Origin of the sequence: Umboniibacter marinipuniceus, assembly GCF_003688415.1 — a bacterium.
In the GTDB taxonomy this organism is placed as follows: domain Bacteria; phylum Pseudomonadota; class Gammaproteobacteria; order Pseudomonadales; family DSM-25080; genus Umboniibacter; species Umboniibacter marinipuniceus.
The window spans coordinates 1-24,004 of record NZ_REFJ01000004.1 but is presented as its reverse complement, the minus strand read 5'-3'; the positions used below and the strand labels follow the sequence as shown (position 1 = coordinate 24,004).

Here is a 24,004-nt window from a genome sequence, read left to right as displayed (position 1 = left end):
GGTAGTTTATGAACGCAACACGTTTGCGCTCATTGGTGATTGGGGTTGGTGCTATCGCACTAACCCCTTTTGCGTATGGGCAGATACCAATTGATGAGTCGGTAGGTGTAGTTCCTATTGAGGAACCAGCTGAAGAAGCTGCCACGGCATCGTCTGAAGTGAATGGTCAGTTTTATATTCAGATGCAACGCCTTCAAAACGAAGTGCAAATGCTCCGCGGGCTAATCGAAGAGCAGAGCGAAGAGATTCGTCGTTTAGAGCAGCAGCGTTTCGATGACTTTATGGGCGTTGATCAGCGTTTAGCCGCGTTAGAAACGGGAGCTGTTGGTAGTGCCACGGTGGATGGTAGCTCACAAGCTACTGAAACGGCTTCAGCAGCGGCAACGAGTACCACGGTTGTAGCAACTGGCGGTAGCTCCATTGATGAGGCTAAAGCGGCTTACGATACGGCGTACGGTCTTCTTCGTCAGCGTGACTTTGCTGGTGCTAAGGCTCGTTTTTCGGACTTTTTGTCGGCGTTCCCCGAGTCTGATTTAGCGGCCAATGCCTATTACTGGCTAGGTGAAATAGCCTTGGCTGATAGAGAGTTAGAGGTTGCTAGAGAGCGTTTTAATTCAGTGGTCAATTTCTTTCCTGATCATCGAAAGGCGCAGGATGCTTTGTATAAGCTTGGAACCGTTTATTACATGCTAGAGCAGTATGAAGAATCGAGAGCGTTTTATACGCGTGCAGCCGAAGGTACTGGACAAGCTGCGACGTTAGCGCAACGTGCACTCGAGCAGAATTTTTAGTCTAAGCTTAGCGAATAGGTAAGCCTAATTGGTGGCATGAAACAGACGTAAGTAGTTGTCTGTAGACGATTTTTTCTGGTTTTTGCTGCAAAACACTTGCCTTTATTTTTGTAGCGGTTATTATACGCGCCGCTTGGGTCGTTAGCTCAGTTGGTAGAGCAGTTGGCTTTTAACCAATTGGTCGATGGTTCGAATCCATCACGACCCACCACCTAGCACTTTTAGAAAAACCGCGCGTTGTCGCCGGGTCGTTAGCTCAGTTGGTAGAGCAGTTGGCTTTTAACCAATTGGTCGATGGTTCGAATCCATCACGACCCACCATTTTTAGTTTGAAACTAAGCGAATTTCGCTTGGGTCGTTAGCTCAGTTGGTAGAGCAGTTGGCTTTTAACCAATTGGTCGATGGTTCGAATCCATCACGACCCACCATATACTAAATGCCGTTCACACATGTGAACGGCATTTTTTTTGTCGAATAACTAGGTTATGCGATAGAATGCCGTCCCAACACACGTTCAATTAGAAAGAAGTATTATGGCCAATCAAGCTACCCGAGAATTTGTACAGGCCCATTTGGCGGCAACCCAGGTCGATAACGACGAGAGTGCCGCTGATATCGCCACTAAGCAGCGTATTAAAGCGCTTCTCAAGGAGAAGAACGCGGTTTTAATTGCCCATTATTATACTGACCCTGTGATTCAAGCCTTGGCTGAGGAAACTGGCGGCTGCGTCTCAGACTCACTTGAGATGGCTCGCTTTGGCCGCGATCATGATGCTGAACGCCTGATTGTCGCTGGCGTAAAATTTATGGGTGAGACGGCGAAGATTTTGACGCAAGATAAACGCGTGCACATGCCGGAACTTGAGGCCACTTGCTCTTTGGATATTGGTTGTCCAATTGATGAGTTTTCTGCTTTCTGTGATCAGCATCCTGATCGAACCGTTGTTGTGTACGCTAACACTTCAGCGGCCGTGAAAGCACGAGCGGATTGGGTGGTTACTTCATCGGTCGCGCTTGAAATTGTTGAAAGTCTCCACCTAAAGGGCGAAAAAATCCTCTGGGGCCCCGACCAGCATTTAGGCAATTACATTCAGCGAGAGACTGGCGCCGATATGCTTATGTGGAATGGTGCTTGTATTGTTCATGAGGAATTCAAGGCTAAGGGGATCTTAGATCTTAAGTCAGTCTATCCGGACGCCGCTGTTTTGGTTCACCCAGAGTCGCCATTGTCAGTGGTAGAGATTGCCGATGCGGTGGGGTCTACTTCTCAGCTTATTAAAGCGGCTCAGACTATGCCAAATGAGCGCTTCATCGTAGCGACGGATCAAGGCATCTTCTACAAGATGCAGCAACTGGCGCCAGAAAAGACACTGATCATCGCCCCAACTGGCGGCAATGGTGCTACCTGTAGATCCTGTGCTAACTGTCCTTGGATGGCGATGAATAAACTGGAGGCAATTGAACAGGTGCTGTTGCATGAGAACAATGAAATCTTTGTCGATCCTGTCTTGGGTGAGCGCGCCATGCTGCCTTTGCGACGGATGTTAGATTTTGCGAAAGCGTTGAAATAGTTCTTCTTCGCCACGCCGGCAGCTGATCCAAATAAAAAGGCCCGATCTACTGGTAGTTCGGGCCTTTTTAATGAAGGTATTAAGTTGAAAGTAGGCTTATAGTCTTTCGGACTCTACTTGCAGCTCTCTGATCTGTCTCATTCGTTCCTCGGTGCGCGAAATGTCAATCACATGATAGCCCTGTTGGTTCATCAAATCGCGTGCGAAGCCAAGCTGGCGAACCGCCTGTGAGAAGGCGCCATTGAGGGTGTACCATTCGGCACGTGCCTTGTGGACACCAACCAAATCACCCGCTAAACCATAGGTTTCGGCTAACATAAACCATACTTCGCTATGTTCGGGGTTGCTCTTAGAGAGTGATTCGAGCTCAACGATGGCTTGTTGAAAGCGACGCAGGTCATAGAGATTTTGTGCATTCGCATAGCTAACCGCAAACTGATCTGAATGACGTTCCATTAATGGGTCAATCAATAGCTGCGCGTCTTCAAAGCGAGATTGGTCGCGGAGAATTTCCACGTAAGCTAGATCGAGAACTACCTCAAGTTCGCCCGTGTAAGTGATTTCGTCAAGTAACGACTTGGCTTTGTCGTACTCGCCATCCTTCGAATAGACGAGGGCTAAGCCATAGCGCGCTGCATCGGTATCCACTGCGTTGGCGCTAATTTGGCGTTCGAATTTAGCAATTAAGCTACGCGGGTTTGGCGTTGAAATAGTGAAGGCTCGCGCGCGCATGAAATGATAGTAAGAACGATCTACGTCAATAATAGGCGGGTACTGCTGGGCGCGCAGTGCTGCGTCGGCGGCACGACGGTCAGACATTGGGTGAGTTCTTAAGTACTCGGGAATGGCCGTGCCGAAGCCACTAGTTTGGCGTTGCATAATGGCGAACATGTCTTGCATGTCGAAGGGGTTGTAGCCGGCCGCCGCGAGGTTTGAAATGCCAATCCGATCAGCTTCGCTCTCTGCTTCTCTTGAGTAGCGCAGGGCATTTTGCTGCGCTGCGGCTTGAGTTGCCATAATGGCTGCCATACCGGCATCACCGCCAGCTGTCGCGGCGATCGCGAGGCTGCCAAGTAGCATGGCAACCATAGGAATTACCGATTGCTGCTGTTGTTCCACGCGGCGTTGAAAGTGTTTTTGACTTAGGTGTGCAAGTTCGTGAGTAAGTACTGAGGCGAATTGACCTTCATTTCGTGCCGAAAAGAACAGGCCGGAATTTACGCCAATAACACCCCCGGGAACCGCAAATGCGTTGATACTAGTGCTGTCAACAATCACCAGATCAAGAGGGCGGCGGCCATAATCGCTAGTAGTTGATAAATCTGTGAGTAGATTTGTGGTGTAGTTAACCAGTAATGGGTCTTCTACCGTAGGAGCCTGTGCGCGAAACATACGAAGCCATGCCTGCCCAAGCGCACGCTCTTGGCGTTCTGACATCATCGCACTGGCCGTGCTGCCTATATCTGGAATTTGCAGTTCAGTAGGCTGAGCAGTGGCTAGGGTGGAGAAACTCAGGACTGGAGCAAGTAGCAGACTGACAAACACAGGTTTTAGAAATGGTTTCACAAAGATCTCACAATTTTATGGTCCGCCTACACTTTAACCTAAATTGAATGGTTTCGTTAAGTGCTGAAGTACGCAAAAGTCGACTTCAATTTAAGAACTGGTTAAAGTCCGACAATGAACTCACTTAAAGGTTCCATTTTACATGGCTGAAAGGTATTTCGACTTATCACAGTATCGCTGTCCGCTTGCTTTGTTGTACTTTAAGCAAATGCTAGAGTCGCTCGAAGTGGGTATCGAGGGTGAGTTTGAGTTCGGCGATGAATCGTCGTGCTCAGACGCTTACCGCTATTGCCTCGCGAGCCAACGAATAGAAACCGCCAAACGGCAGGCTCTTAAACTCCTTATAACGCTATCATCGGAAGATAATTCATGTCATTTGTAGGTCATATCAAGTCTTGGTTCGATCGTGTTTTTGCGGAAGAGGAGGCGTTAACTATCGTTGCGCTTATTTTGCTCGCGATAGTTATCATGTCCTATCTTGGTTCCTATATTGCTCCGCTACTTGCAGCCGTAGTCATTAGTTTCTTACTCGATGGTTTTGTGAAGCCTCTGGTCAAAATCGGCCTAGCTCGCGGGTACGCCGTTTACCTTGTCTACGCTGTCTTCGTAGGGGTGATGGTCGGTTTAGTCTTTGTCCTATTTCCCGAAATCTGGCGACAACTTAGTTCGTTAGTTAATGCTGCGCCGGCAATTGTTGGTGAGCTCCAAGCTGGTGCTGTTCATTTGAGTGAACAGTACCCGCAATACTTATCTCGGTCGCACCTTGATGAGATGTTTTCATCGGCCTCGGGCGAAGTTGGTCAGTTGACTCAGAAAGCATTGGCGTACAGCGTAAGTGGCTTACAGGGGGTGATGACGGTAGCGATCTATCTCGTACTGGTACCCATTTTAGTGTTCTTTATGCTCAGAGATCAGGCGGCTATTGGCAGCTGGTTTGAGGGGTTCTTGCCAAGTCGTCGCTCTCGCCTCACTACCATCTGGGGCGAATTTATCGCCCAATGTGGCAACTACGCTCGGGGTAAGGTGGTTGAGATTGTTGTCGTGGGGCTTGTGAGCTTCATTACCTTCAGCGTACTTGGCTTGAGTTATGCTGCGTTGCTCGGTTTTTTGGTTGGTCTATCCGTTATCATTCCCTTTTTAGGGGCGGCCGTTGTTACTATCCCGGTAATGTTGGTGGGGTATTTTCAGTGGGGGGTATCCACCGAGCTCCTTGCGCTTTTCGTCGCCTATTCAATTATTCAGTTCCTAGACGGCAATGTGCTTGTGCCACTGTTGTTTTCGGAAGCGGTTAAGATCCACCCCGTAGGGATCATTGCAGCCGTGCTGATCTTTGGTGGTCTTTGGGGAATTTGGGGCGTGTTCTTCGCAATCCCTTTAGCCACCTTGATAAAAGCCTTAATTAATTCGTGGCCCTCCGAGGCGAAGCGCGCAAACGAAGAGTCCACCTGATTCTTGTAGAAAAGTTACATGAATGCCCAGTCATATACGGTAGTCGAAAAAGACATGATACGTATTTACTGGGCTGCAGCCATTTTTCAAAATATCTAATTTTGCATATCCACTATTCTGTGAAAAAATACTACCAATAATAAATTGATAGCAATTTCCTCAATTTCTGAGAGAAAGCTAGTTGTCGAGACTATGCTTCATTGCTAGTCGTTTCGTTCCAAGGAGACATTTGAATGTCAATTCAAGAAGATCTAGATCCAATCGAAACTCAAGAATGGTTGGATGCGTTTGATTCTATGCTGCAAAGTAGCGGCCGAGGTCGAGCAGCTTATGTATTAAAGCAACTTTCGAATCGTGCCTTTGGGCAGGGCATAAAGATGCCTCAGGCGGTTACCACACCATATCGCAATTCTATCCCGCTAGACGAAGAGCGGAAAATGCCAGGGGATGTGTTCATCGAGCGTCGTATCCGCTCACTCATTCGCTGGAACGCACTGGCGATGGTAATGCGTTCGAATGATAACGATGAAGGCCTTGGTGGTCATATCGCTTCGTTCTCTTCTGCTGCAACACTCTACGACGTTGGTTTCAACTACTTCTTCCGTGGCAACGAAGGCGAGCGCATGGGCGATCTCATTTTCGTTCAGGGCCATAGTTCGCCAGGTATGTATGCACGCTCGTTCCTTGAGGGGCGTTTAGATGAGTCACAGCTAGATAATTTCCGACGCGAAGTAGACGGCAACGGACTTTCTTCGTACCCGCACCCTTGGTTGATGCCAGATTACTGGCAGTTCCCTACGGTTTCTATGGGCTTGGGTCCACTTCAAGCAATCTACCAAGCACACCTTATGAAATACCAGTCCAAGCGTGGTTTGGTTGATCATGGAGATCGTCAGGTTTGGGCGTACCTTGGAGATGGTGAGTGTGATGAGCCAGAAACCTTAGGTTGTATCTCGCTAGCTGGTCGTGAAAAACTCGACAACCTTAACTTCGTTATCAACTGTAATCTTCAGCGCCTGGACGGCCCGGTCCGTGGTAATGGCAAGATTATCCAGGAGCTCGAAGGCGTATTCCGTGGTGCTGGCTGGAATGTTATCAAGGTCGTCTGGGGGCGTCATTGGGATCCTCTACTTGCCGCTGATGACAAAGGTCTTCTACAGAAGCGCATGGACGAAGTATGTGACGGTGAGTTGCAGAACTACAAGAACAATGGTGGCGCCTACACGCGTGAGCATTTCTTCGGCAAATACCCTGAGTTGTTAGAGATGGTTGAACACCTATCTGACAAAGACATCATGTATTTAAACCGTGGGGGACATGACCCGTACAAGGTCTATGCAGCTTACGCCCAGGCGGTGGCAACGAAGGATCAACCAACGGTTATCCTGGCGCAGACCGTCAAAGGCTACGGCATGGGTGGAAGTGGTGAGTCGATGAACGATACTCACTCGGTTAAAAAGCTTTCAATCGAGGATCTTCGCAACTTCCGTGACCGTTTCGATATTCCACTAAGCGACGCTGAAATTGAGTCGGTGCCTTACTATCGTCCGTCGCCGGATAGCCCTGAGATGGTTTACATGAATAAGCGCCGTGAAGAACTTGGTGGCACACTGCCGCAGCGTCTTCACGAAGTGGAAACATTGCCCACGCCAGAGCTATCAGCATTCAGTAACCTAACTAAAGGCAGTGGAGAGCGTGAAATCTCTACCACTATGGCCTTTGTACGTGCCCTTTCTACGCTAATTAAAGACAAGACAATTGGTAAGCGAATCGTGCCAATTGTCCCTGACGAAGCGCGAACTTTCGGTATGGAAGGCCTGTTCCGCCAAGTTGGTATTTACTCCTCGGTGGGGCAGCGTTACACCCCGCACGATAAAGACCAAATCATGTTCTACAAGGAAGATGAAAAGGGTCAAATTCTAGAAGAGGGCATCAATGAAGCAGGCGCGATGTCGGCTTGGTTGGCAGCGGCTACAAGCTATTCCACACACGGTTATCCGATGGTGCCTTTCTATATTTACTACTCAATGTTTGGTTTCCAGCGTATCGGTGACTTAGCTTGGGCAGCGGGTGACTCACAGGCGCGCGGCTTCCTAATTGGTGCAACCTCAGGAAGAACCACATTGAATGGTGAGGGTCTACAGCACCAAGATGGACATAGTCATTTACAGGCGGCTACGATTCCAAATTGCATCAGCTATGACCCAACCTATGCATACGAATTGGCGGTGATCATTCGCGATGGTATGCACCGCATGTACGAATTGCAGGAGAGCAAGTTTTATTACATCACCACGATGAATGAAAACTGGGCACAACCTGAAATGCCGGCGGATTGCGAAGAAGGAATCATCAAAGGCCTCTATCGTCTCGAGCAAGAAACTGGAAAGCAGAAGCTAGCCGTCCAGCTCATGGGGTCGGGAGCCATTCTTCGAGAAGTCCGTGAAGCAGCCACGCTACTACGCGATGAGTTTGATGTTGATGTAACGGTCTGGTCGATGACGTCCGCGAATGAACTTCGCCGTGACGGATTGGCTTGTGAGCGTCATAACCGTCTTCACCCTGGAGCGAAGAAACAACAGCAGCCGTGGATTACACAGCAGCTAGATTCGGCTCGCGGACCTGTGGTTGCAGCAACGGATTATATGAAGCTCTACAGTGATCAGTTAGGTCAGTTTATTCCTCGTGAATTTACCGCACTAGGCACTGATGGCTTTGGGCGTTCGGATACCCGTGCTAAGTTGCGTAAGTTCTTCGAAGTTGACCGTTGGTTCATTGTGATTGCTGCACTAGATCGTTTGGCGAAGCAAGGTGACATCAAGGCTTCGGTAGTGAAAGACGCAATGAAGCGCTATGGCATTGACGCCGACAAAATTGATCCAACCACGGTTTAAGGGGGAGCATATCAATGGCAATTGAACAGGTTCTAATCCCTGACTTGGGTGGCGCAGATGGCGTCGACGTTATCGAGTTGTGTGTAGCAGTTGGTGATAGCGTAGAAATCGAAGATTCTTTGATCGTTGTAGAGACTGACAAAGCATCACTGGATGTGCCGTCAACGGTAGCGGGGATTGTTAAGGCGATCCACGTTGCTGAAGGTGCCAAGGTAAATGAAGGTGACGTTTGCGTAGATATCGAAACGTCGGCGGCCGCTGAGTCAGCGCCGGCTGAAGAGGTGGCGGTACAGCCAGCCCCTGCGGTCGCGGCAGCGTCTGAAGAAGTTGAGACGGCTCCGGTAGCCGTTGCAGCTTCGTCGCCTGCTGAGCTCGAAATTAAAGTGCCTGATCTAGGTGGCGCAGACGGCGTTGATGTGATTGAAGTCTGTGTTGCAGTTGGCGACGAAGTCAGTGAGGGTGATTCACTCATAGTCTTGGAAACAGACAAGGCCTCTATGGAAATCCCTGCAGAGCATTCAGGCAAGATCATTGCCTTCTCTGTGAATGAAGGTGACAAGGTTAACGAAGGTCAAGTCATTGGCAGTTTGCAGGTTGAGGGTGCGGCAACAGCGGTCTCAGAGCCTGCCGTCGCAGCTCCAGCTGCCGCAAGTACAGCAGCCAAGGAAGTGCGAAATGTTCCAGTTCCAGTAGCTGCTAAGCTTCCTCCAGCAGCCACGGGAGCGGGGAAGTCAAATCGTGACTCTCACGCTGGTCCAGCTGTCCGTAAACTGGCGCGTGAGCTTGGTGTTGATTTGACTTTGATTTCGCCAACGGGGCCGCGCGGCCGAATCTTGAAAGATGACCTTCATGATTTTGTAAAAGGCGCGATGAAGCAGCTTGCCGAAGGCGGTGCAGCTAGCTCGTCGGTCGCTGGTGGTGCAACAGGCATACCGCCTCGCCCTACCGTTGACTTTGCTAAGTTCGGTGACATCTCAGTGGAACCGCTCAGTAAAATTGACAAGTTAACGGCCCTCAACATGCAGCGTTCGTGGTTGAATGTCCCGCATGTTACCCAGTTCGATGATGCAGATATCACTGACTTAGAAGAGTTCCGGAAATCATTGAAGGCCGAGGGTGAAAAACGCGGCGTGAAAGTGACTCCAGTGGCTTTCTTAATTAAGGCTGTCGCTTCGGCGCTGGCGCAGAATCCTAAGTTCAATTCGTCCCTCGATGCGGCGATGGAGAATCGAATTACCAAGGGTTACGTTAACGTTGGTATGGCGGTTGATACGCCTCGCGGACTTGTGGTGCCTGTGATTAAGGATGCTGACAAGAAAGGACTGTGGGAAATTGCGGCGGATGTGATCGAGCTATCCATCAAGGCACGTGATGGTAAACTCAAGCCAAACGAAATGCAGGGCGGTTGTTTCACTGTTTCAAGCTTGGGTGCCATGGGCGGAACAGGCTTCACTCCTATCGTGAATACACCGGAAGTAGGCATTTTGGGCGTGTCCAAAGCGCAGATTAAGCCGGTGTGGAATGGCTCGGAATTCGTACCTCGTCAAATGCTACCGTTGGCACTTAGTTATGATCATTGTGCTATTAATGGCGGCGACGCGGGTCGATTTATGACCACTATTGTTGCTGAACTCAGTGATGTGCGTAGGTTAATTCTGAACTAATCGGTTGGCGATAGGTCAAAATATCCAAGTCTGAAGCGAGGCAGCGCAAGCGCCTCGCTTTTTTATTGCTTACTAACTGTGAGTGACTTGCTAGTCACGCATGCAAAGCTTTGTGTATAATGCGCTCATTATGTATTAGTACGAGAGATTTAAATTATGATAATTAAGGCAAAAACTCGCGGTTTTATCTGCACTAACGCCCACCCTGTTGGCTGTGAGCAGAATGTTCGCAACCAAATTGCTTACGTTAAAAACCAAGGGCAGATAGATGGAGCGCCGAAGCGCGTATTGGTTTTGGGGTCTTCTACCGGTTACGGTTTGGCCTCACGAATCAGCGCTGCTTTTGGTGCAGGCGCAAAGACTATGGGCGTCTTTTTTGAAAAGGAACCTTCTGAGAAGCGAACCGCCACTGCTGGCTGGTACAACACCGCAGCTTTTCATAAAGCGGCTGAAGAAGAGGGGTTATACGCACGCTCCTTTAACGGTGATGCCTTTTCGAATGAAATGAAGTCTGATGTGATCAATGCAATCAAAGAGGACTTTGGCCAAGTTGATCTAGTAGTTTATTCACTCGCTGCGCCTCGACGTCAGCATCCCGATACGGGCGAAGTCTTTAATTCGGTGTTAAAGCCAATTGGCCAATCGGTGACGAAGCAGGGCGTAGATACCAATAAAGATCAAATCACTGAGTTCTCATTAGACCAAGCGTCGCAGGAAGAAATTGATCAGACTGTTGCCGTAATGGGTGGTGATGACTGGCAGCGTTGGATGACAGCGCTTGCTGATGCTGGCGTGTTAGCGGATAACGCTAAGACCACCGCCTATACCTACCTAGGTGAGCGTGTCACGTGGGATATCTATTGGCATGGCACTATTGGGGCGGCCAAGAAAGATTTGGACCGCGCAGCAAAAGACATCACTGAGCAACTCACTAACATCGGCGCAACCGCTCATGTTAGTGTGTTGAAAGCGGTGGTCACTCAAGCGAGCTCCGCCATTCCAATCATGCCACTCTATCTGGCACTGCTGTTTAAGATTATGAAGGAAGAGGGTACTCACGAAGGCTGTATCGAGCAGGTTTATCGCCTCTTCAATGAATGTCTTTATAATCAAGCGCCGCGTTTAGATGACGAAAATCGTTACCGTGTTGATGAGTTGGAACTGACCCCTCATGTACAACAGGAAGTTGAAGCGCTTTGGGCGAAAGTGACCACTGATAACCTCAAGGAAATTAGTGATTATTCCGGTTACAAAACGGAGTTCTTGCGTCTATTTGGCTTCGAGGTAGAAGGTGTTGATTACGACGCGGATGTGAGTCCTCTCGCGGACATCCAGCTTGGTTAAGCCCCAGCCGCGGCAAGGGGAATGGGTGCAGTGCTTTACTGCACCAAATCCAGGGCCCATGACGGGGCCTGGTACCAACACTTGGGTCCTTGGTAAAGGGCCCTTTGTGGTTATTGATCCCGGCCCCAATCATGCGGAGCACCTCGAAGCACTTTATCGTTCCTGTAACGAGGATATTGCCCTAATCGTATTGACCCACACTCATCGAGATCACGCTGCAGGTGCCGCTGCCCTGAGAGGAATGACCGGTGCTCCAGTTCTGGGGATGACTTTAAGCCCGGACGACGGTCATCAAGAATTAAGTGCTTTGCCATTACTTCCAGTCAGCAAACTCGCTGAATTCGCTATTCCTGGTGTCACACTCACCGCTATCCATACCCCAGGTCACGTTGCTAATCATCAATGTTACTATCATCAAGAGTCAAAGATGATGTTTGTCGGTGATCATATGATGAACGGCTCAACGGTTGTAATTATTCCGCCCGCAGGTCACATGGCCAGCTACTTGGCAAGTCTTCGTGCGCTAGTTAATTACCCAATGAGTTCAATTGGCCCTGGTCATGGTGATGTCATCACTGAACCAAATGATGAAATTGAGCGTTTAATCCATCATCGTTTGACGCGTGAGCAGAAGGTGTTAGGAGTGCTGAGTGATCAGTGGTTAACACTCGATCAGATACTTGAACGGGTTTATGATGACATAGATCCCGCGCTTTTGCCTGTGGCACGGCTCTCTTTAACGGCGCACCTCATTAAGCTGTGTGAAGACGGCAAAGCGAGTAAACAAGACGGAGAACACTGGTTGCTAGGATCCGATACCTGGCGCTTGAATTAGGAGAATACTATGCAGTTACTTCATACCATGATTCGTGTGGGCAACTTAGAAAAATCAATTGCGTTTTACACTGAAGTACTTGGCATGAAACTGTTGCGCAAGAGCGACAATGAAGCCTATAAGTACACGCTAGCATTTGTTGGTTATGGCGAGGAGTCTGATGGCGCAGCGGTGATTGAACTAACCTATAACTGGGGTGTTGATGAGTACGAGATGGGAACTGCCTTTGGGCATCTAGCCATTGCCCACCCAGATATCTATGCCTTGAGTAAGGAGCTGAAAGCAGCGGGCGCTAATGTGGTTAGAGAGCCCGGCCCAGTGCTTGGCGGATCAACACATATTGCCTTTGTAGAGGATCCCGACGGTTACAAAATTGAACTCATTCAGCGCGATCAAATGACCAATTCCATCGGATAGTATTATGCAATATAACCAGCTTGGCGCGTCTGACCTGAAAGTGTCAAAAGTCTGTCTTGGCACCATGACCTTCGGAGAACAAAATACCGCTGCCGAGGCGTTCGAGCAGATGGATTATGCTGTTGAGGCAGGCATTAATTTATTTGATACGGCAGAGCTTTATTCTATTCCGCCTAAGGCCGAGACGCAGGGGTCTACTGAGACAATCATTGGTAAGTGGATCAAGGCGCGCGGAACTCGGGACCAAATTGTCCTGGCCACCAAGGTCGTAGGGCGAAGCAAGATGGATTGGTTTCGCGGTGAAGAAAGTCGTCTGAGCAGGAATCATATCCGACAAGCCATTGAGGGGAGTCTAACGCGCCTGAATACGGACTACGTTGACCTCTATCAATTACACTGGCCCGATAGGCGAGTGCCGCTCTTCGGGTCTGCCCAACGCTTTAGCGCGCCGCAAAGCAACGAGATAAGTTTAGCCGAGACGCTCTCGGCGCTCTATGAGCTGGTAGATGAAGGTAAGGTTCGTCACATTGGGGTGTCCAATGAGACGGCTTGGGGTGTTCATGAAGCGTTGCGTATAGCGGGACTGAGCAATCGCGAGCCCATTGTCTCGATTCAGAATGCCTATAGTTTGGTGAATCGGACGTTCGAGCAAGGTTTGGCGGAATTTTCAATGCGCTCGAATGTGGGGCTGCTGGCCTACTCCCCGTTAGCTCAGGGCTATCTAACGGGTAAATATCGTCACGGCGAGCTGCCAGTTAATTCCAGAAAGGCACTATTTGGAAGGATGGGGCGCTATGAGAGCGAACGCGGCTTGAAAGCGGTAGAGGACTACCATCAGCTTGCAGCTAGCTGGGGAATGACGCTGCTAGCACTAGCACAGTCATTCGTCATGTCTCGCCCCTTTCTCACCAGTAACATTATTGGTGCCACATCCATGGCCCAGCTTAGGGAAAACCTTCAGGCCTGTGAGTTGATGCTCAGTCAGGATCAACTCCAAGCCATCGACGATATTCATGTCGATAACCCAAACCCATCACCTTAATAACCGCTCGTACCTTGTTATTAGGCGAGCTAAAAATTATGATGTCTCGTCGATTGAATGTAGCGTAGGAGCTTCTTGATGATTAGTGGCAGTATGGTTGCCCTAGTAACCCCAATGGCAGCAAACGGTGAGGTTGATTATGAAGCACTTGCCCGGTTAGTGGATTGGCACGAGGCCGAAGGTACTCATTGCTTAGTGGTTGCTGGAACAACGGGAGAGTCCGCGACGCTTGATGTGAATGAACACCTTGAGGTGATTCGTTTTTGTCAGGAGCGAGTGGGGTCGAGAGTTCCCATCATTGCTGGTACTGGTGCTAACTCTACTCGCGAGGCAATACATCTAACTACCCGAGCGCAAGCTTTCGGTGTAGCCGCCTGTCTATTAGTAACGCCTTACTACAACAAACCAACGCAGGAAGGATTGTTCCAACACTATCAGGCCGTTGCTGCGGCCTGTCCGGGGGATTTGATTCTGTATAATGTTCCTGGGAGAACCGCGGTAGATATGTCGAATGAGACAGTGCTGCGTTTGGCTACAATTGAAAATATTGTTGGCATTAAAGACGCGACCGGTGAGCTTAAGCGAGGCATTGAGCTGGTGAAAGCGGCGCCAAAGGGATTTGTAGTTTATTCGGGTGATGATGCAACGGCTATAGATCTTATCTTGGCGGGTGCTAAGGGAGATATTTCGGTCACCGCGAACGTTGCGCCAAAATTAATGTCTAAGGCCTGTGAATTAGCGCTTGCGGGAGATTCCGAAGGAGCAAAGGCCGTCGACGCTAAGTTGTCAGCCTTGCATCGCGATTTATTTGTTGAGGCCAATCCAATTCCCGTAAAATGGGCGTTAAGTCAGTTGGGGCGTTGCGAAGCAACGATGCGTTTGCCGCTAACAACACTGGATTCAAAATTTCATGGCGTGGTTAAGAGCGCACTAAAAGAAGCAGCCAGTATTAGCTAAGCTGCTCGGAGTTAAAATAATGATAAAAGTTGTATCAACTACCGCGCTAGCAGGCTCGCTTGCTCTGCTGTCTGGATGTAGTTTCTTTGGTTATGAGAATGATTTTCGTGACAAAGGAGAGGATTATCAAACTGCTGCCGCTATTGAGCCGCTTCAGGTTCCGCAGGGTTATAGTGACGAAAGAATTAGAGATCTATTTGTAGTGCCTGAAGTTCCAAAGCAAGTTGACCTCGCTGATGAGGATGGGGATTTTATTATCCCAGCACCCGTTCCGTTGAATGTTGAGCGCGATCTGCAGAAGGTTAAAATTCAGCGTCTAGGTGAACGCCGTTGGATTAATATTAACGTTTCGGCTTCTGCAGTTTGGCCCAGACTTAGAGCTTGGATGAATAGCTCAGGTATTGATGTGGTTGAAGCGAACCCAGAGACGGGAGAAATTCAAACTGTCTGGCTAAAATTCAACGATGATGAAGCGAACAAAGATCGTTTCAAAATCTTCGTTGAGCCAGGATACCAAGCTACCACTACTGAGGTTAGGGTGCTACATAGTCGTGCAGCGGTAGATGCGGATGAGTCATCGGTAGCATGGCCTGCGAACTCGGTAGATGATTCGCGGGAATCTTGGATGGTTGATGAAATCGCTAATGCTTTGGCGTCGCAAACGGATGCGGAAACCGTCTCACTTCTGGCCCAACAGATTGGTGGCGCGCCTAAATCTAGAATGATGCCGAATGCCACACCGCCAACATTACTGCTCAGCGTCGACTTCGATCGTGCCTGGGCGTCGTTGTTAGGATCTATTCCTGGTGTCGACATGACGGTAGTTACTCGAAACCGTGAAGACGGCACTATTAGTATTCAGTATCACCCTCAGCCCGAAGGCGCGGTCCACGAAAATGGTTTTTTTGCTAATTTGTTCAGCTCTAGTGCAACCATCCAAGTGACCGAGCTTGAGCTTTTGGTGCAGGATATTGATGGCCAGGTTAATGTCTCAGTGACGCAGCCTGGATCTGAGATTGCTGCAGATTTAGCTCGCCAAGTGCTCGAGAAAACTCGTAATCAACTACGTTAAGCTGTGATTCGAGTTGCTTCATTAGGCAGTGGAAGCCGAGGAAATGCTACCGTTATAGAGTGTGGCGCTACTCGGCTTTTAATCGACTGTGGGTTTAACCTCAAAACTATCGAAGCGCGTGCCGCTGAGGCTGCGTTTGATCTATCTTCTCTTACCGCTATTTTAGTCACTCACGAACATTCCGATCATATAGGTGGCGTATCTAAGCTGGCTAGGCGCTATAAGTTGCCAATTTATACTACTGTGGGAACCTGGCATGCTAAACCCCAGACTGAGGTTCCGCAGCTAAATTTTCTCTGTAGCCACTCGCCAGTGCAGATTGAAGAGGTTTGCGTCTATCCGGTTGCAGTGCCACACGATGCCCGCGAGCCAGTCCAGTTTGTCTTCGAGTACGACGGATTAAGATTTGGGGTACTGACTGACTTAGGCAGTATCTCGGCTCATGTGGCAGAGGTCGTCAGTGACTTGGATGGCTTGTTAATAGAGTTTAATCACTGTGTGGAACGACTGCGTACTGGCTCCTACCCAGCATCTCTAAAACGACGAGTAGGAGGGGAATTCGGTCACCTGAATAACGCTCAAGCACTCGATTTTGTTCAGCAGCTAGACCATCAGCGCTTACAATTACTCGTGGCGGGGCACATAAGTGAGCAGAATAATTGCTCGGAGGTGGTTGCTGAGATGCTGGCGCCCTTGAGCTCAACCATTGATAGAATTCAAATAGCTAGCCAACGGCAGGGCTTTGATTGGCTAGAGATTGCGCACCCAGCATAAGCGTTAACTAGTGAACGCAGTCAAGGCGGTATGCTTGGCTGATTATTTGTGTCGGTTGGTTGAGTGTTAGGCATAGGCTCTTAAAGCCCGTAATTACTGGTTTTCAAACAGTTTGTGGTAACTTACTCACAAGCTTTTGCACAGATAACTTGGATATTTACAGTGAGAATGATGTGGTTACCCTTCGGCATTTGATCAACGCAGAGGAGCAGGATTCCTTAGTTTCGGAGCTCGCAGCGGAGCTTGCGCTTGAGGTGGTAGCTCAGAGTGAAGACGAGCTTGCCTTACGTTGGTCTGGAGAACGGCTCAGTCTCCATTTCCCTCAGCAGCAACAGGGCGATGTGTTCGTTGATTTTGTTGGCGGCGCGATGCAATACCGAGTAAAGCACGGCGGTGGTTTTGGTCAGGCGGTGGCAAAAGCTTGTGGATTGTCACCAAGAGTATTGCCCAAGGTACTTGATATGACAGCCGGCCTTGGTCGAGATGGATTCGTTTTGGCATCGCTAGGAAGCGAGGTTACGCTGGTTGAACGACAACCTATCGTGCATGCGTTGTTGGCTGACGGCCTAAAGCGAGCGTCAGTCAGTGAGGAGGCACAAGCTATTGCCCAGAGATTGAGTTTAGTGAAGGCCGATGCCTCTGAGCTAGCGCTGCAGCCATTCGAAGTGGTTTACCTCGATCCCATGTTCCCGGAACGCAAGAAATCTGCCGCCGTCAAAAAAGAGATGACTGCATTTCATCAGTTAGTTGGTACCGACGATGATGCTGATATATTGCTGACTAAGGCGTTAGAACTTGCTAGCCATCGAGTAGTAGTGAAGCGTCCGAAGGGCGCGCCGTTTTTAGCAAACCGAAAGCCCAGTCAATCCCTAACAGGTAAGTCTGGGCGTTTCGATATTTACGCCATCAGATCAATGGCACCTGGCAAGTTTAGGTCATCAGACGGCGAATAATTGCTTCATAGACTTCGCTGAGCTGGTTTAGGTCGGACATGCTGACGTTTTCATTCACTTGGTGAATGGTTGCATTCAGTGGCCCTAACTCCACTACTTGAGCACCCAGTGGCGCGATAAAACGGCCGTCAGAGGTGCCACCTGACGTAGAAAGGTTAGGGCTTCTTCCGGTTATTTCTTCTACGCTCTGGACGCAGGCTTCAACTAATTCGCCTTCGGCCGTTAAGAATGGCTCTCCGTTTAACTTCCAGGTGATGTCGTAATTTAGCTCCGCACGCGTCAGTACCGCTTCTACGCGTGCTTTTAGTTCTTCCGCCGTAGTTTCGGTGGAATAACGGAAATTACAAACAACTTCCATATCACCCGGGATGACGTTGGTCGCGCCGGTACCGGAGTTAATATTAGAAATCTGGAAGCTCGTTGGCGGAAAGAAATCGTTGCCCTGGTCCCACTCAGTCGCCACCAAATCACTTAAGGCTTGCATGGCCTTGTGAATAGGATTGTCGGCGAGCTGAGGGTAGGCTACATGACCTTGCTTGCCAATGACCTTAAGCGTGGCGCCGAGTGATCCGCGACGGCCGTTTTTAATGACGTCTCCAAGCTTGTTAGTGCTTGAAGGTTCACCCACTAAACAGTAGTCGATATCAATGCCCCGGCGTTGAAGCTCAGGCGCAACGTAGCGTATGCCGTAGTCGGCGGCACCCTCTTCGTCACTCGTTAGCAAAATGCCGAAACGCGCTTTCATCATGGGCTTTGATGCCAAAAAACGCTCAGTTGCCGTAATGAATGCCGCGATACTACCTTTCATGTCCGCGGTACCTCGGCCAAAGAGCAGGTCGCCTTCTTCGGTGGGCTCGAATGGCGGATAACGCCACTCTGACTCCGGACCGGTGGGTACCACATCAGTATGCCCCAGGAAGATTAACAGCGGGCCTTCGTCGCCGATGGTGATGAGGATATTCTCAACATCCTCACAGTCCAGGCGAGTAACCGTTATGTCGAAATTCTCGAGGCGATCAAGGATCAGCGGAAAGCATCCAGCATCGTTAGGAGTGACGGATTGTCGTTCAATTAACTGTTTGCACAGCTCAATAGTGGGTGACATAAGTGCCTCGAGGATTAATTGCTGTGGAGCATGTCATTTAGCTCAATGGAGCTGAGATTGGTATGGCATTCAACCGCACCGCTCTGTGAGTTGCGGCGAAATAGTAGATGGTTCTGGCCCGCCAGCTCCTTAGCCTTGATGATGTCGCCTTGAGTGCCCTCGTCATTTACTAACTGGATCTTGGTGCCGGCCGTGATGTAGAGGCCGCTCTCAATGGTGCAGTGATCGCCAAGTGGAATGCCTGTGCCGGCGTTAGCGCCAATAAGGCAGTGTTCGCCCACTGAAATAACAATGTTGCCGCCGCCTGATAGGGTTCCCATGGTTGAGCTACCACCGCCGAGATCTGAATGACTGCCCACCCAAACCCCTGCTGAGATTCGACCTTCAATCATGGCCGGGCCGGCTGTGCCAGCATTAAAGTTAACGAAACCCTCGTGCATAACGGTGGTGCCCTCGCCAATATAGGCGCCTAGGCGAATGCGAGCGGCGTCAGCGATACGAACGCCACTTGGTACAACGTAGTCGGTCATTTTAGGGAATTTATCGATGCAGTTAACGCTTAGTGCGCGGCCTTCTAAACGGGCTTGTAATTGACGCGCTGGCAGTTCATTGAGTTCTATCGGCCCCTCGGAGGTCCAAGCTAAATTATGTAGGATACCGAATACGCCATCGAGTACGGTTTCATGAGGTTTAACGAGGCGGTGAGATAGTAGGTGAAGCTTTAGGAATGCGGTACCCACATCCGCGGGTGCACTATCTTGCTGAGCTATGCTGAGAACGATGGTTTTACGAGCGTCTTTGAGGCTTTCAATTAGCGTTGCAATAGGAAGATAATCGCTTGCCGCAAGACTTGTGAGTTGAAATTCATTTAACACACTAGTGCCGTCCGAAAGCCCAATGGCATTGATTTCTTCAAGCTCCTCCTGGCAGGGGGCTAAAACGGGTTGTGGGTAAAATACTTCGATAATTTCACCAGCCTGGTTTTTGGTGGCAATGCCTATTCCGTATGCATAAATAGTAGTCATAAGTAATCTCTGAAGTTTAAGCTTGTGTGCTGGTTAGTTGATTAGCAAGCGCGTCCGTTACACCGATATAAAATTGGTCCTGATAACTAATGAGTGGACGCTTGATGATAGTTGGCTCAGCGAGAATTTCGTCTAAATCGGCAGCGAGGAGGCGTAATCTTTGTTCGTCTGTACGCTGCTTCCAGGTGGTAGAGCGCTTGTTGATGATTTTCTCAATGCCAAGCTGCTCAATAGCCAGCGCCAAAAGGTCCTTACTGATACTTTCGCTACGAAGGCATACAAAGGTAACGGGCTGCCCAAGCTCCGCTAACTGTTTTAAAGCCTTTTTAACGCTGTCGCAGTTCTTAATTCCCCAAAGCTTCATGGATTATCTCGCTTGATTAACAAAAGTAGCAATTATACCGCAGATTGACCCGTCTTACATTGACGGAAAGTTTCTGGTGTTAGTCGTTTTGGCTATAGTACTAAAAAGAGTTTACAGTGATGGCATACGGTGTTTTACTTATGTGAAATAGATTTTAGAATTAAGAAGTTAAACACGTGCCTAATACCATTCCAAAGCTCGCTAATGTCAACGGTTCGTTGTTTCGAACGGGTCCCACGGTGGCTACCGTTGTCGAGTTGTCTAGAGCGGCTAGTGCGTCAGATGGACGACGGTTAGCAAAAGTCATTGTGCAGCGTCTCTGTGAAAGTGATCTGCTTATTCATGCGGTTTCTCAACCTTTTGTAGAGGGGCTTCTCGCGGGTTTGGCGCAGGCTTATGAAGGGCTCTCTCCGGTAATGCGTACTGTTGTGTTAACCGGCGAACCACCGTCGGAATTTGCTCAGCAACGTTTCGCTAAGCAAGAGTTCATCTGGATGTTAAGTTGTGATGCTGGACTTCGGGCACAGCTTTTTAGCGCGTTTGAGGGGCTGAGATCGCTTGCTCACTTAAATGCGCTCTGCGGAAACAAAGGTGTATTCGATATCGACCAGAGTTGCCCTCAGTGTTTTGACAACAGCAAGGCATTCATGTTGGTCCCCGATAGCCATGATAGTGGTGCGCTTCAGACTGCGGTATTATCACTAGCCCCTTCGTTGTGGGATAGTGATCTTTGGCTCATTGAGTCCTCCTCCATCAACGCCACAACACTGGTTCGTATTTCTCCTGCAACGCCATTGCTTAAGCGCAGCTAGCCAGCTTTCTATTTCCTTATAAAAGCGTCATAATCCACAAGAGATTTGTGGGCGCTGCTTGCCCGTAAGCAACTACTTCTGCGAGACCTGTATGAAAAAAATGACTTTGATTCCAATTGTGATTGGGGCGCTGACCCTTCCGTTGCAATTATTCGCGGCCGATAATTTGGGTGTTTCCGGCGATAAATTCCGTCAGCTCGACGAGCTTCTTCCAACGCCTAACAGCTATCGTAACGCAGCGGGAGCGCCTGGGCATGAATATTGGCAGCAGCAGGCTGATTACGATATCGAGGTGACCCTAGATGATGAAAATCAGCGCATTATTGGTTCTGAGAAAATCACTTACACCAATAACTCTCCGGATGATTTGACCTACCTTTGGGTGCAGTTGGATCAAAACCGATTTGAGCCTAATTCGAATGCCAATCTAGTTAGAACAACGAATACCGAAGGAAATGGCCCTAATACGTTTTCTTACTATGGCTTACGTAACATTCTTACGGCAGAGTCTTTTGACGGTGGGTATAAGATTACCAAAGTAGCCGATCGTCGCGGCAACCCTTTGTCTCACACTATTGTTGGGACAATGATGCGAATTGATTTAGATTCCCCGCTTAAGAGTGGTTCGAAGATCGAGTTCGGCATTGACTGGAGCTACAATGTTTTTGAGCAAAAGGTACTCGGTGGACGAAGCGGTTACGAGTACTTTGAACGAGACGACAACTACCTCTACGAGATTGCTCAGTGGTACCCGCGAATGGCCGCCTATAATGATGTAAGCGGCTGGCAGAATAAAGAATTCTTGGGCTCAGGGGAGTTTGCAGTCGAGTTTGGCGACTATAACGTGAAGATTACAGCGCCTGCCGATCATATTGTTGCCTCCACTGGTGTTCTACAGAATCCCAGGGATGTTCTTAGCGCTGAGCAGCGTCGCCGATTAACCGAGGCAAAGACGGCAGATAGCCCGGTATTCATTGTCACCTTAGAGGAGGCGCTTGAGAATGAATCTTCGCGTGCGACCAATACTAAGACGTGGGAATTCGAAGCGGAAAACGTGCGAGACTTTGCTTGGGCGTCTAGTCGGAAGTTTGTTTGGGATGCGCAGGGCTACAAAAGCGGTGGCACAGACACTATGGCGATGTCCTATTACCCGCAAGAAGGTATGCCGATTTTTGATCGCTACTCAACGGCTGCCATCATTCATACCATGGAGCATTACAATAAGTATGCTTTCGACTATCCGTACCCAGTTTCTATTTCGGTAAATGGTCCTGTGGGTGGAATGGAATACCCTATGATGACCTTTAATGGTCCGCGTCCAGTGATTGATGAAGAAGCTGAGATGGAAGATGGGGTTGTCACGCCAGAAGAAATTATGGCGCGAACGTACAGTCGAGGGGTTAAGTGGTTCTTGATAGGTGTGGTGATACATGAGGTTGGCCATAACTACTATCCAATGATCGTCAACTCTGATGAGCGTCAATGGACTTGGATGGATGAGGGGTTGAACACTTACGTTGAGTTCCTTGCGCTACAGGCGTGGGAAGATACCATTGATGCCAATGAGCAGCGTGGTGAAGCTCGTCAGATTGTTGACTACATGCGTTCGCCAAACCAAGTGCCAATTATGACCAACTCGGAGTCAATTCTGCAGTTTGGTAACAATGCCTACGGTAAACCGGCGACGGCGCTAAATATTTTACGCGAAACGATCATGGGTCGTGAACTATTTGACTATGCGTTCCGTGAGTATTCGGAGCGATGGAAGTTCAAGCGCCCAATGCCAGCCGATTTCTTCCGTACTATGGAGGATGCCTCGGGTGTTGATTTGGATTGGTTCTGGCGCGGTTGGTTCTACACAACTGACGCGGTAGATATTTCCGTTGATAACGTTCGCGCGTTCTCAATCGATACTCGCAATCCCGATCTTGAAGAAGAGTTCGCGCGTGCGAAATTTGCTCAAGAGCCGCTATCTATAACACGTCAGCGTAACGATGGCATGCCCCGTAAAGTGGAAGAGCAGGACCAACTCCTTGACTTCTACAATGAGCATGACCGTTTCACTACAACTAATGCCGATCGCAATGCCTATAACTCACTGGTCGAAGGTCTTGAGGATTGGGAGCGTGACCTGCTGCTAGTTGATAACAACGTTTATGTCATCGACTTCAGTAATCTCGGTGGTTTGGTTATGCCGCTAATTATTGAGATGCATTACGACGACGGTGCTAAGGAAGAGGTTCGTATTCCTGCTGAGGTTTGGTCGCGTAACGCGAATAACGTCTCGAAGATGTTCGTGCGTCCTGCGGAAAAGATACTGACGCAAGTTGTGCTCGACCCGCATTGGGAAACGGCAGACATTGATGTGGCGAACAATCATTATCCGCGGCAAATTGTCGAATCTCGTCTTCAGTTGTTCAAGCGAGAGCGCAGTCCTAACATGATGGAAAATTGGGCCGCTGAGCTAAAAGCTGATGAAGAGGAATCTTCTGAGGAAGAAGCAACGGAAGAGTAACGCTTCCTAAGCACTTAACTTAAAAAAAGGGGAGTCTAAGCTCCCTTTTTTTACAATTGGAATAATGAATGATGAAGAATTTGATTGCGCTAGTGTTGTTGATGCTCACAACTATGGGGGCGAATGCCCACCAATATCACTTCGGTCTCACCGAGATTAGCGTGAATGAAAATGAACGCGTTTTAGAAGTTGTGCATAAATACTTTATTCGTGATATCGCTGTAGCAATAAACGGTGGAACTGATATCGCAGTGGGTGATGAAGAGTTAAAGGCTTATCTTGCGATGAATTTCAAACTGGCGCTACCTGAACTCGGTACCGTTGACTTGGAATGGGTTGGTGCTGAAAGCGATATTCGTTATGTGTGGATGTACCAGCAATACCAGCTTGGCGATCATCATCCTGAGGAAGTGATCGTAGAGCAAAAGGTCTTAGTGGAAATTGAGCCTGATCAGGTGAATACGGTAACCACGCTAGCGGCGCAAAAAGTAGTAGCGAGCGCAACCTTAAATCGCGAGACTCAACGTGCAGTTCTTGCGCTTCAGCCGGATTAATTCACAGGTAAGCAAAACTAACTATTCTTCGGAGCTTTACATTGCTTCAGGAGTCGTTATACTGCGCGCACTTTCACGGACACAGACGATTATTTGTCAGTCTTAAAACCCTTTTTTTAGTTATTTTAAAATACTTTAAAAACAAGGGTTTACAGTGAAGTTTAGATGTGTATAATTCACATCCGCTTCGAACGAGAAGCAACGCTCTTTAACAATCAATCAGACAATACGTGTGGGTACTTGTAGAGATAGTCGCAACAAAGATTATCGAAACAAGTTACTCGTTAATTCGAAAGAAAG

General features: G+C 49.0%; 20 protein-coding genes and 3 tRNA genes. 19 read left to right on the top strand and 4 right to left on the bottom strand.

The genetic code is table 11. The features are described from left to right. Window positions 1-8: 8 nt before the first annotated feature. The 5 genes from DFR27_RS08360 (at window position 9) to nadA (ending at window position 2,362) form a co-directional block, all read left to right on the top strand. Window positions 9-791: a tetratricopeptide repeat protein gene (locus tag DFR27_RS08360; RefSeq protein WP_121877012.1), complete on the top strand. Its 783-nt coding sequence runs from the start codon at window positions 9-11 to the stop codon at window positions 789-791. A gap of 135 nt (window positions 792-926) precedes the next feature. After that, window positions 927-1,002: transfer RNA gene (locus DFR27_RS08355), tRNA-Lys, on the top strand. Between the two features lie 34 nt (window positions 1,003-1,036). Continuing rightward, window positions 1,037-1,112 (top strand) — tRNA-Lys (locus DFR27_RS08350). A gap of 31 nt (window positions 1,113-1,143) precedes the next feature. Then, window positions 1,144-1,219 (top strand) — tRNA-Lys (locus DFR27_RS08345). A 105-nt stretch (window positions 1,220-1,324) separates the two neighbouring features. Then, a complete protein-coding gene (gene nadA / locus DFR27_RS08340) occupies window positions 1,325-2,362 on the top strand; it encodes a quinolinate synthase NadA (protein ID WP_121877011.1) in 1,038 nt (345 codons plus the stop codon). 96 nt (window positions 2,363-2,458) lie between these two features. On the opposite strand, the gene DFR27_RS08335 is transcribed toward nadA, so the two are convergent. Next, window positions 2,459-3,928 (bottom strand): M48 family metalloprotease, encoded by a 1,470-nt coding sequence (locus DFR27_RS08335; RefSeq protein ID WP_121877010.1) that lies wholly within the window; start codon window positions 3,926-3,928, stop codon window positions 2,459-2,461. A 369-nt stretch (window positions 3,929-4,297) separates the two neighbouring features. On the opposite strand from DFR27_RS08335, the gene DFR27_RS08325 reads away from it, so the two are divergent. The 11 genes from DFR27_RS08325 to DFR27_RS08275 all read left to right on the top strand — a co-directional run bounded on the left by DFR27_RS08325 (window position 4,298) and on the right by DFR27_RS08275 (window position 17,329). Next, window positions 4,298-5,377 (top strand): AI-2E family transporter, encoded by a 1,080-nt coding sequence (locus DFR27_RS08325; RefSeq protein ID WP_121877008.1) that lies wholly within the window; start codon window positions 4,298-4,300, stop codon window positions 5,375-5,377. Between the two features lie 239 nt (window positions 5,378-5,616). Beyond that, window positions 5,617-8,271 (top strand): pyruvate dehydrogenase (acetyl-transferring), homodimeric type, encoded by a 2,655-nt coding sequence (aceE, locus tag DFR27_RS08320; protein ID WP_121877306.1) that lies wholly within the window; start codon window positions 5,617-5,619, stop codon window positions 8,269-8,271. Between the two features lie 14 nt (window positions 8,272-8,285). Then, window positions 8,286-9,935, top strand: a complete 1,650-nt coding sequence (gene aceF, locus DFR27_RS08315) for a dihydrolipoyllysine-residue acetyltransferase (RefSeq protein ID WP_121877007.1) — start codon at window positions 8,286-8,288, stop codon at window positions 9,933-9,935. Window positions 9,936-10,091: 156 nt separating this feature from the next. Continuing rightward, entirely contained in the window at window positions 10,092-11,279 is a 1,188-nt protein-coding gene (fabV, locus tag DFR27_RS08310) for an enoyl-ACP reductase FabV (protein WP_121877006.1), read from the top strand. Window positions 11,280-11,304: 25 nt separating this feature from the next. Beyond that, window positions 11,305-12,114, top strand: coding sequence for an MBL fold metallo-hydrolase (locus tag DFR27_RS08305; protein WP_245962635.1), 810 nt, complete (start codon window positions 11,305-11,307; stop codon window positions 12,112-12,114). A 9-nt stretch (window positions 12,115-12,123) separates the two neighbouring features. Beyond that, entirely contained in the window at window positions 12,124-12,531 is a 408-nt protein-coding gene (gloA, locus tag DFR27_RS08300; protein WP_121877005.1) for a lactoylglutathione lyase, read from the top strand. A 4-nt stretch (window positions 12,532-12,535) separates the two neighbouring features. Beyond that, a complete protein-coding gene (locus tag DFR27_RS08295; RefSeq protein ID WP_121877004.1) occupies window positions 12,536-13,573 on the top strand; it encodes an aldo/keto reductase in 1,038 nt (345 codons plus the stop codon). A 78-nt stretch (window positions 13,574-13,651) separates the two neighbouring features. Next, the gene (gene dapA / locus DFR27_RS08290) at window positions 13,652-14,530 is read left to right on the top strand and encodes a 4-hydroxy-tetrahydrodipicolinate synthase (RefSeq protein WP_121877003.1); all 879 of its coding nucleotides are present in this window, start codon (window positions 13,652-13,654) and stop codon (window positions 14,528-14,530) included. Between the two features lie 19 nt (window positions 14,531-14,549). Next, the gene (bamC, locus tag DFR27_RS08285) at window positions 14,550-15,602 is read left to right on the top strand and encodes an outer membrane protein assembly factor BamC (RefSeq protein ID WP_121877002.1); all 1,053 of its coding nucleotides are present in this window, start codon (window positions 14,550-14,552) and stop codon (window positions 15,600-15,602) included. Between the two features lie 3 nt (window positions 15,603-15,605). Further along, window positions 15,606-16,376, top strand: coding sequence for an MBL fold metallo-hydrolase (locus DFR27_RS08280; RefSeq protein ID WP_121877001.1), 771 nt, complete (start codon window positions 15,606-15,608; stop codon window positions 16,374-16,376). 149 nt (window positions 16,377-16,525) lie between these two features. Beyond that, on the top strand, window positions 16,526-17,329 hold the full coding sequence (locus tag DFR27_RS08275) for a class I SAM-dependent methyltransferase (RefSeq protein WP_211327607.1): 804 nt from the start codon (window positions 16,526-16,528) through the stop codon (window positions 17,327-17,329). On the opposite strand, the gene dapE is transcribed toward DFR27_RS08275, so the two are convergent. Genes dapE through DFR27_RS08260 form a run of 3 tightly spaced genes read right to left on the bottom strand, consistent with a single transcriptional unit; the run spans window position 17,307 to window position 19,823 of the window. Next, window positions 17,307-18,434 (bottom strand): succinyl-diaminopimelate desuccinylase, encoded by a 1,128-nt coding sequence (gene dapE, locus DFR27_RS08270; RefSeq protein ID WP_121877000.1) that lies wholly within the window; start codon window positions 18,432-18,434, stop codon window positions 17,307-17,309. The genes DFR27_RS08275 and dapE overlap by 23 nt on opposite strands. Window positions 18,435-18,448: 14 nt before the next feature. Next, complete coding sequence (locus tag DFR27_RS08265) at window positions 18,449-19,459, bottom strand: DapH/DapD/GlmU-related protein (RefSeq protein WP_121876999.1); 1,011 nt, start codon at window positions 19,457-19,459, stop codon at window positions 18,449-18,451. Between the two features lie 16 nt (window positions 19,460-19,475). After that, on the bottom strand, window positions 19,476-19,823 hold the full coding sequence (locus DFR27_RS08260; RefSeq protein WP_121876998.1) for an ArsC/Spx/MgsR family protein: 348 nt from the start codon (window positions 19,821-19,823) through the stop codon (window positions 19,476-19,478). 176 nt (window positions 19,824-19,999) lie between these two features. Here DFR27_RS08260 and DFR27_RS08255 point away from each other — a divergent pair, with 176 nt between their 5' ends. From DFR27_RS08255 to DFR27_RS08245, 3 genes are all read left to right on the top strand, one after another. After that, a complete protein-coding gene (locus DFR27_RS08255; protein WP_121876997.1) occupies window positions 20,000-20,635 on the top strand; it encodes a hypothetical protein in 636 nt (211 codons plus the stop codon). 91 nt (window positions 20,636-20,726) lie between these two features. After that, complete coding sequence (locus tag DFR27_RS08250; RefSeq protein WP_245962634.1) at window positions 20,727-23,150, top strand: M1 family metallopeptidase; 2,424 nt, start codon at window positions 20,727-20,729, stop codon at window positions 23,148-23,150. 68 nt (window positions 23,151-23,218) lie between these two features. Then, complete coding sequence (locus tag DFR27_RS08245) at window positions 23,219-23,704, top strand: DUF6702 family protein (protein WP_121876996.1); 486 nt, start codon at window positions 23,219-23,221, stop codon at window positions 23,702-23,704. Window positions 23,705-24,004: the final 300 nt, after the last annotated feature.